Source organism: Hymenobacter crusticola, assembly GCF_002154225.1.
Taxonomy (GTDB): domain Bacteria; phylum Bacteroidota; class Bacteroidia; order Cytophagales; family Hymenobacteraceae; genus Hymenobacter; species Hymenobacter crusticola.
In genome coordinates, this window is the sequence record NZ_MTSE01000012.1 from 86,192 (window position 1) to 101,019 (window position 14,828).

Sequence of the window (14,828 nt, forward strand, 5' to 3'; positions counted from 1 at the left end):
CTCAATTAGAACGACACGCTGGCACCTAGGCTCACGGTTTTTGCCCGCGGATAAGCGAGGTAGTCGATGCCCAGCGGCGCCACCCCGGTGCCGGAAACTTCGGCGTTCACTTCAGGGTCGAGGCCCGAGTAGCCCGTAATCAAGAACAAGTTCTGACCAGTCACGAAGATGCGGGCGTTGGACAGCGGCGTGTTCTTCACGTTGATGGTGTAGCCGAAGGTGATGTTGTCGAGGCGGGCGAACGAGCCGTCCTCGATCCAGCGCGACGAATACTGCTTGGGCTGTTCCCGGCCCACCCCGTCTTTCAGCGCCACGGCCAGAATATTGCGGCCCGGCAGGTTATTTTCATACGCCATGTTGTTGGCAGTCAGGTTGAACACATCGTTGCCCACCGTACCCCTGACGTTGAAGGATAGGCTAAAAGCTTTGTACTGGAAGGAGTTGCTAAAGCCGTAAGTGAACTTTGGCTGGGCGCTGCCAATAACCTGGTTGCCTGGCTCAAACTGCTCGACCCCATTCTCCACCCCGATGAATTTCCGGCCGTAGAAAGTACCCAGGGGCTGACCGGGCGTAATGAGCTGCGCGTAGATTCCGGCTAGCCCGGCTCCTTGCAGCGGCGCTATCTGGATGTTGTCACCTTTGTAGAGGTCGTTGGAGAGGCTAAGCACCTTGTTCCGGTTCCGGCTGAAGTTCACGTCGGCATTCCAGTCGAAGTCACCTTTGCTGATGATGTTGGCACCTAGCTCTAGCTCAATGCCTTTATTCTCCACGCTTCCCACGTTGGCCAGCTGGGTGGTCACCACGGAGGGCGAGGGCACGGCAATGCGCAACAGCAAGTCGGTGGTTTTCTTGTGGTAGTAGTCGAAGGTGCCGTGGATGCGGTTTTTGAACAAGCCAAAGTCCAACCCGACGTCCACCTGGGCAGTTTGCTCCCACTTCAAGCTAGGGTTGGCGTATTGCTGGGGCAACACAATGGTGATGCGCTGGCCGCCCACCAAGTAGCCGCGGGTGCTGGCGCCTAGGGTCGTGAGCGAGTTCAGGTTGCCAATTTCCTGGTTGCCAGTCACGCCGTAGCTTACCCGCGCTTTCAAGTCCGACACGGGGTTGGCGGGGAAGAACTTCTCCTGCGAAATGCGCCAGGCCACGGAGCCGGACGGAAACCAGCCCCACTTATTGCCCGACCCAAATCGGCTGGACCCGTCGCGCCGAACAGTGGCCGTAGCCAGGAACCGCCCGTCGAAATCGTAGTTCACCCGACTGTACATGGAAATCAGCGTGTTGCTTTCCTGGAAGCTGCTGATGCCGCCTACCGTGCTAGCGGCTTGTAGGCTATACCATTTAAAGGAGTCCGACAAGAACCCAGAGGCCGTAGTGCGGTTGCCTTCACCCAGGAAATACTGGTAGGAATAGCCCGCAATGGCATCGAAGGAGTGACGGCCAAAAGTCTTGTTGAACCGCAGCACCGTTTCCAGCAACTTGCTGTAGTCGGCTAGCTTTTGGGTGCTGGCGTAGCCGCCGAAGCCCTCGCCCAGCGGGTTCGATTTCTGAATGAAAGAGTTGCGGTCGATTTCCTGGCGGGTGTACCCTAGGCTCACGTTGAGGCTCAGCGGGTCCAGAATTTTGTAGGTGGTGGAAAGGTTACCGAGCAGGCGCCGCGCGGTTCGTTGGTCGGTTACGTCACTCCCGAAAGACACGGGGTTGATCCGGAAAGGCCCCACGTGGTAATAGGCACCGTTGGGGTCGTATACCGGATAAGTAGGGTTGAACACCAGCGCTTCGTAGTTCATGCTGGTACCCGCCTCGCTGCCCACCGTATTCGACACTGGCGCCGCATTCGACTTGGTTTGGCCGTAGTTGACGATCAGGTCAAACTTCAGCTTGTCTTGCAGCGCGGCGTGGTTGATATTGATGGAGGCATTGGCCCTGGTGAGCTTAGAGCCAATCATGATGCCTTGCTGGTCGCCGTACCCCAAAGACGCACGGTATAACGTTTTGTCGTTGCCACCCGTCAGGGACAGGCTGTGGTCCTGGGTTTTGGCCGTCCGGTAGATTTGATCTTGCCAGTTGGTGTTGGCGCCTTTATCATCCAGGGGCAAGCCTAGGTCGGTCACTACCGCCCGGTATTGGTCGGCGGAGAGTACATCCAGCGTGTTGGCCACTTTGGATACGCCGCCCATCACGTTGTAGGTCACCTGGGCTTTGCCGGCCTTGCCTTTTTTGGTGGTAATCACAATCACGCCGTTCGCGCCCCGCGAGCCGTAGATGGCCGTGGCCGAGGCATCCTTCAGCACTGTCACCGACTCAATGTCGTTCGGGTTCAGCGTCATCAGGGGGTTGGTGGGCTCCTGGTCGAACACGTCGGTGCCGTTGCCGCGGATGTTGGCCTGGCTAACGCCGCTGGAGGTAGAAATCGGCACCCCATCAATCACATACAGCGGGTCATTGGAGCCCGTGAGCGAAGTACCCCCTCTGATGCGGATCGTGTTGGAAGCGCCCGGCTTGCCGCTGTTCTGGGAAATGTTCACGCCCGCCAATTTGCCCTGAATCAGTTGCTGCGGGCTGAGCTGCGGGCCTACGTTGAAGTCCTCGGAAGAAATGGAGCTTACCGACCCGGTCAGGTCGCTTTTCTTCTGGGTGCCGTAACCTACTACTACTACCTCGTCCAACGACTTGGTATCTTCTACCATGTTTACGGTCAGGTTGCTGGTGGCCGCCGCCACGGTTACTTCCTTGCGCATGAAGCCCACAAAGCTGAAAACCAACGTGCTATTAGCAGGCACGTTGAGCGAAAAGCCGCCATCCGGCCCCGTGCCCGTACCAATCGTGGAGCCCTTCACCACCACCGTAACGCCGGGCAGGCCTTCCCCTTTCGCATCCACCACCTTCCCCGAAACCGCAATATCCTGAGTACCGGAATCGTTTGCGTTAGCGGCACGAGAAACAGTGGAGGCTGGTACTACCACATAACGGTTTGCGCTCAGCTTCTCGAACCGCAGGTTCACCTGCGACAAGACCGTAGCTAGGTTTTCCTCCAAGCTGCCTTGGGCCACCTGGAGCGATACGCGCTTGTCGCGCACCAAGTCGCTGGCGTAGCCGATGGTGCTGCCGTGCTGTTTTTCCCATTGGGCAAGCACCTTCTTCAGGGGCACCAAAGCCGGCTGCGCTGCGCTGGTCGACACCTGCTGACTGGAAGCGTATTGTGCTAAAGCAGAAGAGTTTGCGGCGCATAAACAGAGGGCACAAACCGTCAGCGAAGCGGCGCGCGTCCTCCTTCCGCCTGCGGCGTGAGTAGGAGTTGGTTTCATAAAGGGGTTGGGAATTTTGAAGAATCTATTCGGAAAGGACTATCTGATTCTGTTGGCGCTCCACCGTTAGCTTGAAGCTTTTCTCCAAGACCTGCAGGACCGTGTTCAACTCCCCAGCGGGAAACGTACCCGTGACGGTGCGTTGGTTAAGGGCCGGCGTTGCCACAATGACCTTCACGCCGTAGGTATCGCTGAGCCGGGTAGCTACCTCAGCGACAGGGGTTTCATCAAAGACGAGCTTATCGTCTTTCCACGCCGCGTACGTATCCACGTGCACGGGCTTGTGCACTACTTTCTGCGGTTGGGCATCGCGCGTTTCCAGCAGCTCGCCGGGTTTCAGAATGACGGGTTTGCGCTTGCTGCTATCGGCAAAGGCCACCCGCACCTTGCCTGAAAGTAACACTACCCTAGCTTGCGCGTGCCGCCGAAACACGGTGAATTTGGTACCCAGCACCTCCACGTTCAGACCCGCCGTGGTGTGCACAATAAACCGCCGGCTGTCGGGCAAGTGCTTGATGGAGAAGTAGCCCTCGCCGTCGAGCCATACTTCACGGGCTTTGCCGTCGAGCAGGTTATCAGCATAGCGCAGCGTCGAATGGCTGTTCAGCTTCACCTCCGACCCATCGGGCAAATACACCGTGCTGGTTTCGCCATACGCGGTGGCATAATACTTTTCGGCCGCCCCTGAAGCTTGCCCCTGCTGGTGCTGCCACAGCCAGCCCCCGCCGGCGGCCAGTACGAGCACGGCAGCCGCGGCGGCCCACCGACGCCACAAGGGCCGCGCCGTACTTTCTGGCTCCGGTAGCTCAAGAGACCTAGGCTGTTCCGGTTCGAAACCTAGCTGGTGAAACAGCCTGCTCTCCAGCCGCTCGGTAGAGGGCAGCTCACTGGCTGAGACCTCTTCCTGCTCCAGCATTTCCACAAACTTGCTCATCCAATGCTGAGCGAGCAAGCCGTTGGCTGGTTGCGCAAGCCATTGACGTACCGCCCGTGCTTCCTCCGGCGAAGATTTCCCCCGTGAGTACCGTAAATAAGCCTCGAAATCGACCGGAATAAGCATAGGTAGTGGAATAAGCTCCCTACTCCATACAACACTTCACCTGGACGCTACCCTAGGTCGACCCTTCCATTTTGTTGTAATTATTTTTCACTCGGGCTTTTACAATATTATAATTATCTAACATTCAGTACTTTATATAAAATAAAAAATATTAGCAACTGTTCTGTCGTATAAGCGGAAAGCATAACGCTCATAGTAGATCTATAAGCAAAGCATTAGCTAGGTAGCGACACGTATTATGTGTCGCCGTTGAACAAAGACATCGTTGCACCGGCGCGGACGACGAGACGCGAATACGCGTCTCCACACCGTTTCTGCTTCCGCTGTACTTACCTGTGTTTGTGGTAGCTAGCTGCTATAGTGGCAGCGTGCATGTGCTTCCTCCTGCTAGTAAGCCTATCAAAAGATTAATTATTAGGCGCTTAGTTATTATTCCTGTATTTCTGTAGGTTTAACGAAACATTGTTTTCCCATTACCTGCACCATCTTGGAAATTACAAGGGATTTTTCGGAAGAGGCTTTTTCCGCTCGCTCGGGTGAGGAATACCTATTTTTCAAGACGCTTTTCAAGCAACATGCCGCCGGCTTGCTTCGGTTGGCCATGAGCCAGTTGAAATCACAAGCGGAAGCTGAAGAAGTCGTGCAGGAGTGCTTTCTGAAATTTTGGGAACAGCGCCGGGAGCTAGGCAACGATTTAACCGCGGCCAAGGGCTATTTATATACGTCGGCGTACCGCACCATTCTGAATCAGCTGCGGCGGCAGCATTATTGGATCTACCAAGAATGCACGGAAGACACGCTCACGGAACTCGAGCCGCAAAACACAGAGCTAGAATACGAAGAGCTAGAGCATCTGTATAAAGTTGCCTTAGAGCAACTTCCGCCCAAACGCCGGCAAGTCTTTCTCATGAGTCGGCAGCAAGGCCTCTCCTACGCGACTATTGCCCAGGAATTAAACGTATCGGTAAAGGCAGTGGAAGAACACATGCGCCTCGCGCTGAAGTTTTTGCGGGTGTACTTTCGGGCGCACGGAATCACGTTGAGTTTGTTACTCATGTCAGCCGTGACAAACCAGGGCGCCTCACTCTTAGCTGTTGATCTGCTTTTCTAGGTGGATAAGAGGTAGAAAAATATCCACTGCGTGGCCGTTGTTGCTTCACCGTGGCCACATACCACCCAGCCTGCGGGAGATTATCAAACCACACGCACGATACCTAGCTTTCTGCGCCGTTGCTAATTGCGCTGCTTCCTTGTCTGCCCACCAGCGGTGTACGGCGAACCGGCGCTTTTTAGTCGCGACCTAGCTTCTGCTTATCGGCTTATTCCATAAAGAGAAGTGAAGTGGACAACAAACTTTGGTGGAAGAAATCGAACCCAACTTAGCGAACTCACATAGTCACGACCTCGCATGACTTCGCGCCTTCTTTTTACGCAAAGAAGCCGGCTCGTGTGAGCCGGCTTCTGTACATAGACCTGTTTTGCGCTTCACCTACTACACCTGCGCGGCGCCGCCATCCACAAATAACTCGGTGCCTGCAACAAAGCTGCTGTCATCGGAGGCTAAGAATACCAGAGCTTTGCCTACTTCATCGGGTGAACCTAGGCGGCCCAGCGGCACGGTGCTCGCTAAGTAGTTCTTGATTTGCTCGGCCTGGGCTTCATCGGCTGCCAAGCCACTTAAGCCGGGCGTATCAATGGGCCCCGGGCTGATGGCGTTGACCCGGATTTTACGGTCTTTCAGGTCGGCCGTCCAGGTGCGAGCAAACGAGCGTACGGCGGCTTTGGAGGCACTGTACACGCTGAAGTTGGCGCCCCCTTGCGAGCCTGCCGTGGACGACATCAGGATAACGGAGGCGCCGTCGCGCAGCACGGGTAGTGCCTTCTGCACCGTAAAGAGCGTCGCTTTCACGTTCAGGTCAAAGGTGTTGTCGAAGTGCGCTTCCGTGATGCCGCCCAGCGGGGCAAACTCGCCGCCGCCCGCATTGGTGAACAACACATCGAGGTGGCCTTTTTCCGCCTGGATGGTGGCGAAGAGCTGATCGAGGTCAGCCTGGCTGGTTACGTCGCTGCGGATGCCGCGGGCGTTAGCGCCCAACTGCTGCACGGCTGCATCTAGCTCCGCTTGCCGACGACCGGTGATGAAGACGTAGGCGCCTTCGGCTACAAAACGCAAAGCCGCACCTAGGCCAATGCCCGCAGTACCACCCGTAACGAGGGCTACTTTGCCCGCTAATTTTTGTGAAGTATTCATACTTAAAAGAGAAAAAAGAGAGTTGCGTAAATGAGGTAGCGAAATGCGCTACGCGTGACAAGATAGAGCCCAGTGTGGCCTAGGTAGCGGCGGATGCGTGGGCAGCACTGCACTCACTTACTTAGCCTCAGTGGACCATACAAAGGTCTTACCCTGCTCGTCAGGCTCCTTTGATGTTTGTCAAAAAAGCGCGTTGACAAATGTCAACTACGCTTGCGCCGGGGGCTGCGGGTGGCTAGCTCGTGCCCAGTCCTCTACGCATTAGCGTACCTGCGCTGACGCTGAAAAATGCTCGGCCTATTCGGAACACGCTCCTGCAAGAAGCTGAGATGTAAGAGCAAGCCCGCTAGGGCACCGACGCAAACATTTTGCTTGTCGGGCGGTCTTCTTGTGTGCGGCTGCACGTAGCGGCCACGTAGCAATTCTTACTTGCTTACACGATGAACATTGGAATAATTGGTGCTGGCTACATTGGCAGTACGCTCGCCGGTCGGCTCACTGCCCTAGGTCATACGGTTGTCATTGCCAACTCCCGCGGCCCCGAAACGCTGCAAGCCGTGGCCGAAAAAACTGGCGCTACGCCCGTTACGGCCCACGAAGCCGCCCGTAGTGGGGAAATCGTTATTGTAACCATCCCCCTGAAAAACATCCCCGAGTTGCCCAACGACTTGTTTGAAGGCGTGAGCGACGATGTGGTGGTAATTGACACGAGCAATTACTACCCTCTGCTGCGCGACGGCCACATGGCGGAGTTCGACGGCGACCTAACCGAAAGTGAATGGGTGCAGCAGCACCTAGGCCGGCCTGTCGTTAAAGTCTTCAACAATATCTCGTTTACGAGCCTCGGAAGTGCCGGCAAGCCTGCCGGTGCACCCGGCCGCATCGGGCTGCCTGTATCCGGCGACAACGCCGCGAGTAAGCAGAAGGTGATGCAATTGGTGGATGAGTTAGGCTTCGATGCCGTGGATGGCGGTAGCCTGCACGAGTCGTGGCGGCAGCAGCCCGGTAGCCCCATTTACGGCACCGATTCACCGGCCGCCGAAATTCAGAAGCAGTTTGCTAGCCTCGGCACCGAGCGCACCGCCGCCCAGCGCGAGCAGTTTGCGGCCAACCATGCCGAGTTGGAAAAGAAAATGATGGCGCAATCGTAACCTGCTGCTGCCTAAGCTAGTGCGTACGGGGCCGTAAGCCGAAAAGCGAGCTAGTCCTCAGCTTCTTGCAAGCTGGTTTTTCCTCGTGCGCAGATGAAGGACGTACAAATGCAACCTTCCCCGTGAAAGAACGACTTTGCGTTATTGTTGCTACTGCCGTTTCCTAGCTATGAAAACACTATCCCTTTGTGAGCGATGATGTAATTAGTCGCGTTGCTACAAAACCGCGTTTCTGCCTCAGGAACGCGGTTTTCTTTTTTAGGCAGCCTCCCTATTTGCATAGGTGCCAAGCCCTAGTACGTTAAAGGCTCCCCCTAGCTAGATTGTGCGGGCTAACAGACCTAGGTTCCTTTCTGCCGGCTTTGCCCAGAAAACGAAGAAAGCACCTGCTAATAGCGGATGCCTTCCCCGGATTCTCCAAAACCAAACTAGGAGAAGATGTCAATATGCGGTGCGCCTTGCGGCTAATTCAATCATGTAAAAGCAAAACGCTGGTGCCGTATCCTTGTGGGCGCTACCAGCATATTGCTGTGCCCTTCGAGGAGGCGGTAGCTGTAGTAAAGCTAATACAGCATGACAGTAAACTTACGTAAATGCATCAATGTTTCAAATACAGAGCATCCTGTGATCTAGCTAGCACGTTTACTTCTTTATATATCAGGATGAGACGAATCGCTAAGAGCTATTGAAACCAGCTATATTACAGCAAGCTTTCTATCCTGAAGCTAACAAGGCTACTGGGGAACTGCATTTTGGTACAACTATGTTGCATACGTATGGGTTTAGTATTGTCGTTGATGAGACGCTGGCCCCAACGTATATTTACGCTTTGTAGCGAGTTGTTCTTCGCTTAGTTCTCTGTCTATGTCTACTGCCCCCGACCGTTACGTGCAACTTCTTGCCCAGCATAGCCTCCGCAACACGGCAATGCGCCGCGCTGTGCTAGAGCTTCTTTCGCGCACACCCTTCGCTTTATCGAGCCACGATATTGAACAGGAGCTCGGGCCGGGCGTCGACCGTATCACGCTGTACCGCACCCTGAAGTCGTTTGAGGAGAAAGGGCTGATTCACCGGGTTCCCGAAAACTCGGACGTATCCAAGTACGCGGCGTGCTCCATTGAGTGCTCCCAGCACGCCCACTTTGATAATCACGTTCACTTCAAGTGCACCAACTGCCAGCACGTGTACTGCCTAAACCAGGTGTCCATTCCGGTCGTGACGCTCCCCGCAAAGTTTGAAGCCATAACCCGCGATTATCTGCTAGCAGGTGTGTGCCGCGAATGCCAGCCTGCCTAACCTAGCTTTTACCCACGAGGCCGTTACGCCGCTCCGACCTTAGGTGTACGGAGCGGCTTTTTTGGCACCTAGCCAGCAGCGGGCAAGCTAGCGCATTAGCGCCGCCTGTGGTGTTTTTAGCTAGCCAGCCTCGTTTTCTAGGTGGAGTGAAGTACCTGGTAGCGTAGCAGGTTCTTCCTCAACTGGTAGCAGCAACACCGGAATTGTACTGTGCCGCGTCACTTCCGCCGTAACGCTGTGGTGGAAAAGAGCACTCAAGAAGCTGCGCGGCCGGGCAATGAGCAGCAGCACATCAGCTTGGGCGGCAGCAGCGGCCCGCAGGATGCCCGCGGCGCAAGACGGATCTTGCACGTGGTAGCCATGATCGGCTTCGAGGGGCACCAACCCGCTGGTGCGCACCACCTTCAGCGCCTGCGACATATCGCAGTCGATACCGGCCTCCGGCTCGCTCACGTGCGCCACGGTGAAAGTAGCCTTCCAACTCGTTAGCACAGGACGCAAGGCTTTAGCCGCTTCCGTCAGGTGAATGGGCTCTGTATCAGCCGCCAGCAACACTTTGAGCGGCATGGCGGGCAATGGCGTTGCAGTCGCAGGGACCAGCAGCAGCGGCAAACGCGTCGCGCGCAGCACTGGCAGCGTTTGGTTTTGCATGAGCCGATCTAGCCAGGCGTGTTCTTCCTGCACGCCCACCACAAACAGCCGCGGCTGATAGCGCCCCCGAATCTGGTGCAGAGCCTCTGCGAGAGCACCTTGGTAACTTTCCACGGTAGTTGGCACGGGCAGTTGCTGAGCGAGCTGGGTGAGGGTTTCGGTCAGGTCTGGCACCTGGCTTAGGTACTCTGCCGGGCTCATCAGCATGCCATACGTGGGCTCTAAGAGAGGAATGGCGTGCACATGGAGCAGCACCAGCTCAGCGCCGGCTGGCTTGGCTAGCTGGGCCGCGAAAGCAGCTATTCGCGGGGCGTCTGCCACAACGTCGATGAGTACTACAAAGACAGTTTTCATAGGACAAATAGGCTAGGTGTACCGCTGATCGAAATACGGAGATTTCACCCTGGGCCAACGTGTCTTGGGTCATCTCCGCCGCTGATTTAGGTCAGCTTTTTATCGTACTAATACGAATGAACAGATCTTTTTGGTATAACCTAGGGTGCACCCCAAAACGATGTCGCCCCGATCTTGCTGTTACTCAACCGTATACTATCGGCAGTGCGTAGTCCTATTTGTGGCTAGGGTTCGAGCCAAGGATAGCACGTGCCGATTAAGCCTCCGGCTAGCTATTTTTGTGGAATGAATCCGCCATTATTCCACATCGGGCAGCAGGTAATCTGCACTAACGATGACTTTACCCTTCTGCTCGTCCAGAACCCAAACATCCAAACGCCGAAGCGTGGACCCATCTACACCGTGCGCGGCATCTACGATACGCACCGTGGCTACGGCATCACACTGGCAGAAATCGACAACTCACATGTCGCGCCGGGCTTCCCAGAAGCTAATTTCCACGAGTCGCGGTTTGCACCGCTGCCTCCACTCGAAGAGATAGAGCTGGAGCTAGCCGAAGTGATGGAGACGAGCGTGCCGGCCTAGGGTAGTACGCTCTTTCATTTCGAACGGCGCGCGAAATCTGGGTTGAAAACTAGACTGTTCAGGGCATTAGCAAGAACAACCCGGCTTGGTCGCTGGTTTACAGCACTAGTACCACAGTACTGTCTACCATGCCTAAGAATCTCGCCGAGCTATCCATCTCCATTCTGGATTTGGCAGCCATTCGCAGCGGTTATACCGCCGCCGATACATTTCACAACAGCCTAGACCTAGCCCAACACGCCGAGCGCTGGGGCTACAAACGCTTCTGGCTAGCCGAGCACCACAACATGGCCAGCATTGCCAGCTCGGCTACGTCGGTGCTGATTGGCCACATTGCGGGCGGTACGTCTACCATTCGGGTGGGCTCGGGGGGCGTAATGCTGCCCAACCACGCACCGCTGGTGATAGCCGAGCAGTTTGGCACCCTGGCTACGCTCTACCCCGGTCGCATCGACCTAGGGCTGGGTCGCGCGCCCGGCACCGACCAGCTCACCGCCCACGCCCTGCGGCGCGACTTGCGGGGCTCCGTAGACGATTTTCCTCAGAACGTACAGGAGCTACTTCAGTATTTGTCCGCCGAAAATAGCACGAACCGGGTGCGTGCTATTCCGGGCGAAGGGCTCGATGTTCCGGTGTGGCTGCTCGGCTCCAGCACCTACAGCGCTCAGCTAGCTGGCTACCTCGGGTTGCCTTTTGCCTTTGCCAGCCACTTCGCCCCGGCCCAGTTGCAAGCAGCCCTGACCTTGTATCGCGCCAACTTCCGGCCCTCGCAATACCTCGCCGAGCCATACGCCGCAGCCTGCGTCAATGTTATCGCGGCCGACACCGATGCCGAAGCCGACCGGTTGGCTACCTCATTCTATCAGCTTGCCCTCGGCATCATCCGGGGCACCAGCAAACCCATGCAGCCGCCCATCGACAGTATGCGGGGAGTATGGAGCGACATGGAGCAGGCAGCAGTTGGGCAAATGATGGCTTACTCCTTCATCGGGGGGCCCGCTCGCGTGCAACAGCAGGTGCAGCAATTCGTGGACACTACCCAGATCAACGAGCTGCTAGCCGTAGCCCACATCTACGAGCCCGCGGCCCGGCTCCGCTCCTACGAGTTGCTAGCGAGCTTCGGCAAATCGGCCTCTAGCCTACCCGCCTCCGACTACGCCGCTGAGCTGCGCTAAGCGCCCAAAGCTAGGTCTTACCAAAACGCCCCGGTGCCCCTTAACGAACGATGTTTCGTGAGGAGCGCCGGGGCGTTGTTCGTGGTAGCGAGAGAGGCGTAACTCGTCTGGCTAGCTCCTTGCTAGTACCTTTCCTGTTCACCTTCCGCCTGTTCCCGATGCTATCCGACCAGCTTCTTGCCGACTTACAGGCGCGTGGCTTACTGCCACCTGCTCAGGCCAATGCCATCGGCGACTACGAACGCGCGCGCCCGTTTTCCTTGCACTACGAGCTGCGGACGCTGCTCTACCTAGGTATCGTGCTGCTGAGCGGCGGGCTGGGCGTGTTGCTCTACCAGCACCTCGATGACCTTAGTCACAGTGTTATCGTGGCGGGCATCAGCCTCCTGATGACGGCTTGTTTTGCCTATGCAGTGCAACAACGGACACCGTTTACGTGGGGCCACCCTCAGCCAGCCGGCCTGCTCCCCGACTACGCGTTGCTGCTAGGCTGCCTGCTGTTCCTGACGTTGGAAGGCTACCTTCAAGCCCAATACCAGTTCTTCGGCACTCGCTACGGCTTGGCGCTGGCGCTGCCCGCCGTGCTGTTCTTCGGGCTTGCTTACCGCTTCGACCACCGCGGCGTGCTGTCGATGGCCATTACGGCGCTGGCTTCGTGGATGGGCGTGGCCGTGGCGCCGGTGGCGGCTATCACCCAACACTACACGGCCGACCCGCGCCTCACCGGAGCGGCCGTGGAGCTAGGGTTGCTGCTCGTGGCGGCCGGCCTGTGGTCTGAGTTTCAGAATCGAAAGCGCCACTTTGCCTTTACGTACCTGTCGTTGGGCAGCAACTTGGCGCTTATTGCGGCTACGGCGGCGCTATTTTCTTACTCCAGCGCACCAGCGTGGCTACCGGCGCCGGTGGCTGTCGTTGTTATTCTGCTGCTGAGCGCTTTTCTAATCTGGTATGCCCGCCGCACCTACTCTTATGTGTTTTTGCTGCTAGGTGTGCTTTATGGCTATACTGTTGTTACGTACCTAGTTTTTGAGTTGATAGACCGGTTACATACCAACAGCTCATTTGGCAGCGCACTCAGCGAGTTCGTCTTTATGGTCTACATCATGTCGACCACGGTAGGCATCGTGGCCTTCTTTGTCAACATCAAGAAGTTTCTGCGCCCATCATGATCGGCAAAGCTTACAACCCAGCCTGGGCCTATGCCGAGGCCATGCACGCCGCTACTGCTCGGTGGAGCAAGCTAGGTTTACTGACCCCAAAACAGCGCGAAGTCATTGAGGCTGATTATCCTCTTGACTACCATCGGCCGCATATGCTTCTGCGTATTGGCCAATTCATTTTTACTGTCATCGCAGGCTCGATGGCAACTGGTATTGCGGCCCTTTGGTTTTTTAGCGTGCTAGAGCAACACTTAAAAATCAGCGTAGGCATTCAGCTTATGAGCTTGATAGGTGCCACTGCGTCCTTTTTGGTACTGGAGGGCAGTATCAAAAGCGCCCGTTTGTACCATTCGGGGTCAGATAACGCTTTGCTTTACATGGGGCTAGGTTGGGTAACTCTTTTGCTAGGGTATCTGCTAGACAGTGCTTTTCCGAATGCTTTTGGCTCCAGCTTTTCCCTGGCAAACCCCTTTCTGCTGCTCCTGCTCCTGCCGATGCTGGCCGTGCTGCTGGTCGCCACCATCCGCTACGCCGACTGGCTCGTGGCTGTGGTGGCCTACTTCACCTACTTGCTACTGATTGCCAACGTACTGCTGCAATTCAGCATTGGGCGGCTATTGCTCCCGTTTGCCCTAATGGGCGCGGCGTTCGTGGCGTATACTCTCTTGCGCAAGCTCGCGCGCCGCACCGATTATCTGTATTACAAGCGGTGCTTTGGCTGGCTGAAGGCCTCGACCTTGACCACCTTCTACCTAGGTGGCAATTACCTCGTGGTGCGCGAAGGCAATGCGACGCTGGCGGGCTTATTCACTTCCGTCCAGATCCCCTTTGCGCCGCTGTTCTATATTCTCACGGCCGTTATTCCGCTGGTGTACCTTGTGGTAGGCTTGCGGCGCCCCGACCGGATTTGGCTGTGGGTGGGACTGTTGGCCGTTGGGTTTTCCTGCTACACACTGCGCTATTACCGGTCTTTGCTGCCGCCCGAAGTAGCCGCTACCCTAGCCGGCGTGGTGCTCGTTACGCTATCTGCGGGCGCTATTCGCTATTTGCGCACCCCACGCCACGGCCTCACCGCTGCCGCCGACGAAGAAACCCCGCCCCTGCTAAATTTAGAATCGTTGATCGTTGCCCAGACAGCCTCGGTGGCGCCACCCCCGGCACCTGGCTTCCAGTTTGGGGGCGGCAACTCAGGCGGAGGCGGCGCCACGGGCAACTTCTAAAACGACTGGCTAGCCTAGGTTCGGTAGCCAGACTGCTCGTGCTTTCTGCTTGCGCTAACTTTCCAACAGCGTATCCCTAAGTTCTAGGCCGCCTAGCTACAGCCGTAGGCCTCAGCGGCCAGAAACGAGCAGCATTGCGCCTTTTTAGCAGGTAATGGCTGCGAGTAATAACGGGGCAGCGGATCAGTTGCCTACGCTCCATAGTGCAATTGTGCGCACCCTCCCATCCAGGGTTTTCCGGCTCAGCCTCACCCGATTATGTGATTGCGGGGTGCGGGAGCTAGCTACTACTTTTGTACCGTAGCGCAGCCCCTCTGGCCTCTTGTCTACAAGCATGCCGCTTAGCTGCCCCGAGCCTAGTGCCGCAAGCGAAAACCCGACCTTCTCCCTACCCTTACCAGCTATGCTAACTTCTAACCAACAGCGCATTACGCATTCCTCTGGCACCTAGTACTCATTGAAGCGAAGCACCTAGGCCCAGCTGTAGGCAACTTGCCCCTACGCTGTATAGCCTTCCTACTAGTTGCTCATCGTCGCTTCCACTAGCTTTAGCAACAGCATCCCGGCTCGCTAACTGCCTCCACTCTTCCTTTCTGAATCTTGCTCTATTGGGTCGTTTT

The 14,828-nt window shown here is 56.5% G+C and carries 11 protein-coding genes; 7 read left to right on the plus strand and 4 right to left on the minus strand.

Annotation, left to right across the window (positions count from 1 at the left end; translation table 11 throughout):
* Positions 1-5: 5 nt before the first annotated feature.
* Both BXP70_RS19475 and BXP70_RS19480 read right to left on the minus strand, forming a co-directional pair.
* On the minus strand, positions 6-3,305 hold the full coding sequence (locus BXP70_RS19475; protein WP_086595793.1) for a SusC/RagA family TonB-linked outer membrane protein: 3,300 nt from the start codon (positions 3,303-3,305) through the stop codon (positions 6-8).
* A 25-nt stretch (positions 3,306-3,330) separates the two neighbouring features.
* Positions 3,331-4,365, minus strand: coding sequence for a FecR family protein (locus tag BXP70_RS19480; protein ID WP_086595794.1), 1,035 nt, complete (start codon positions 4,363-4,365; stop codon positions 3,331-3,333).
* A 487-nt stretch (positions 4,366-4,852) separates the two neighbouring features.
* On the opposite strand from BXP70_RS19480, the gene BXP70_RS19485 reads away from it, so the two are divergent.
* The gene (locus BXP70_RS19485) at positions 4,853-5,476 is read left to right on the plus strand and encodes an RNA polymerase sigma-70 factor (RefSeq protein ID WP_179197750.1); all 624 of its coding nucleotides are present in this window, start codon (positions 4,853-4,855) and stop codon (positions 5,474-5,476) included.
* A gap of 381 nt (positions 5,477-5,857) precedes the next feature.
* Here the strand turns inward: BXP70_RS19485 and BXP70_RS19490 are convergent, their stop codons facing one another.
* Positions 5,858-6,616 (minus strand): SDR family oxidoreductase, encoded by a 759-nt coding sequence (locus BXP70_RS19490; RefSeq protein ID WP_086595796.1) that lies wholly within the window; start codon positions 6,614-6,616, stop codon positions 5,858-5,860.
* Positions 6,617-7,056: 440 nt separating this feature from the next.
* Here BXP70_RS19490 and BXP70_RS19495 point away from each other — a divergent pair, with 440 nt between their 5' ends.
* On the plus strand, positions 7,057-7,767 hold the full coding sequence (locus tag BXP70_RS19495) for an NADPH-dependent F420 reductase (RefSeq protein WP_086595797.1): 711 nt from the start codon (positions 7,057-7,059) through the stop codon (positions 7,765-7,767).
* A gap of 864 nt (positions 7,768-8,631) precedes the next feature.
* Positions 8,632-9,063, plus strand: coding sequence for a Fur family transcriptional regulator (locus BXP70_RS19500; protein WP_086595798.1), 432 nt, complete (start codon positions 8,632-8,634; stop codon positions 9,061-9,063).
* Between the two features lie 120 nt (positions 9,064-9,183).
* Here BXP70_RS19500 and BXP70_RS19505 read toward each other — a convergent pair whose 3' ends face one another.
* Positions 9,184-10,068, minus strand: a complete 885-nt coding sequence (locus BXP70_RS19505) for a universal stress protein (RefSeq protein WP_086595799.1) — start codon at positions 10,066-10,068, stop codon at positions 9,184-9,186.
* Positions 10,069-10,353: 285 nt separating this feature from the next.
* Here BXP70_RS19505 and BXP70_RS19510 point away from each other — a divergent pair, with 285 nt between their 5' ends.
* The 4 genes from BXP70_RS19510 to BXP70_RS19525 all read left to right on the plus strand — a co-directional run bounded on the left by BXP70_RS19510 (position 10,354) and on the right by BXP70_RS19525 (position 14,208).
* Positions 10,354-10,653, plus strand: coding sequence for a hypothetical protein (locus BXP70_RS19510; RefSeq protein WP_086595800.1), 300 nt, complete (start codon positions 10,354-10,356; stop codon positions 10,651-10,653).
* A 128-nt stretch (positions 10,654-10,781) separates the two neighbouring features.
* Positions 10,782-11,828: an LLM class flavin-dependent oxidoreductase gene (locus tag BXP70_RS19515; RefSeq protein WP_086595801.1), complete on the plus strand. Its 1,047-nt coding sequence runs from the start codon at positions 10,782-10,784 to the stop codon at positions 11,826-11,828.
* Positions 11,829-11,878: 50 nt separating this feature from the next.
* Positions 11,879-12,997 carry a DUF2157 domain-containing protein gene (locus tag BXP70_RS19520; protein WP_086595802.1) on the plus strand — a complete coding sequence of 373 codons (1,119 nt, stop codon included), beginning with the start codon at positions 11,879-11,881 and terminating at the stop codon, positions 12,995-12,997.
* A complete protein-coding gene (locus BXP70_RS19525) occupies positions 12,994-14,208 on the plus strand; it encodes a hypothetical protein (protein WP_086595803.1) in 1,215 nt (404 codons plus the stop codon). Before BXP70_RS19520 ends, BXP70_RS19525 begins: the two co-directional genes overlap by 4 nt.
* The last annotated feature ends 620 nt before the right edge of the window (positions 14,209-14,828 follow it).

Excerpts from the sequence above, each read along its gene's own strand:
- BXP70_RS19480 (WP_086595794.1), bottom strand. The coding sequence starts at position 4,365 with ATGCTTATTCCGGTCGATTTCGAGGCTTATTTACGGTACTCACGGGGG.
- BXP70_RS19510 (WP_086595800.1), top strand. The coding sequence starts at position 10,354 with ATGAATCCGCCATTATTCCACATCGGGCAGCAGGTAATCTGCACTAAC.
- BXP70_RS19515 (WP_086595801.1), top strand. The coding sequence starts at position 10,782 with ATGCCTAAGAATCTCGCCGAGCTATCCATCTCCATTCTGGATTTGGCA.
- BXP70_RS19490 (WP_086595796.1), bottom strand. The coding sequence starts at position 6,616 with ATGAATACTTCACAAAAATTAGCGGGCAAAGTAGCCCTCGTTACGGGT.
- BXP70_RS19525 (WP_086595803.1), top strand. The coding sequence starts at position 12,994 with ATGATCGGCAAAGCTTACAACCCAGCCTGGGCCTATGCCGAGGCCATG.
- BXP70_RS19520 (WP_086595802.1), top strand. The coding sequence starts at position 11,879 with ATGTTTCGTGAGGAGCGCCGGGGCGTTGTTCGTGGTAGCGAGAGAGGC.
- BXP70_RS19495 (WP_086595797.1), top strand. The coding sequence starts at position 7,057 with ATGAACATTGGAATAATTGGTGCTGGCTACATTGGCAGTACGCTCGCC.
- BXP70_RS19475 (WP_086595793.1), bottom strand. The coding sequence starts at position 3,305 with ATGAAACCAACTCCTACTCACGCCGCAGGCGGAAGGAGGACGCGCGCC.
- BXP70_RS19505 (WP_086595799.1), bottom strand. The coding sequence starts at position 10,068 with ATGAAAACTGTCTTTGTAGTACTCATCGACGTTGTGGCAGACGCCCCG.
- BXP70_RS19500 (WP_086595798.1), top strand. The coding sequence starts at position 8,632 with ATGTCTACTGCCCCCGACCGTTACGTGCAACTTCTTGCCCAGCATAGC.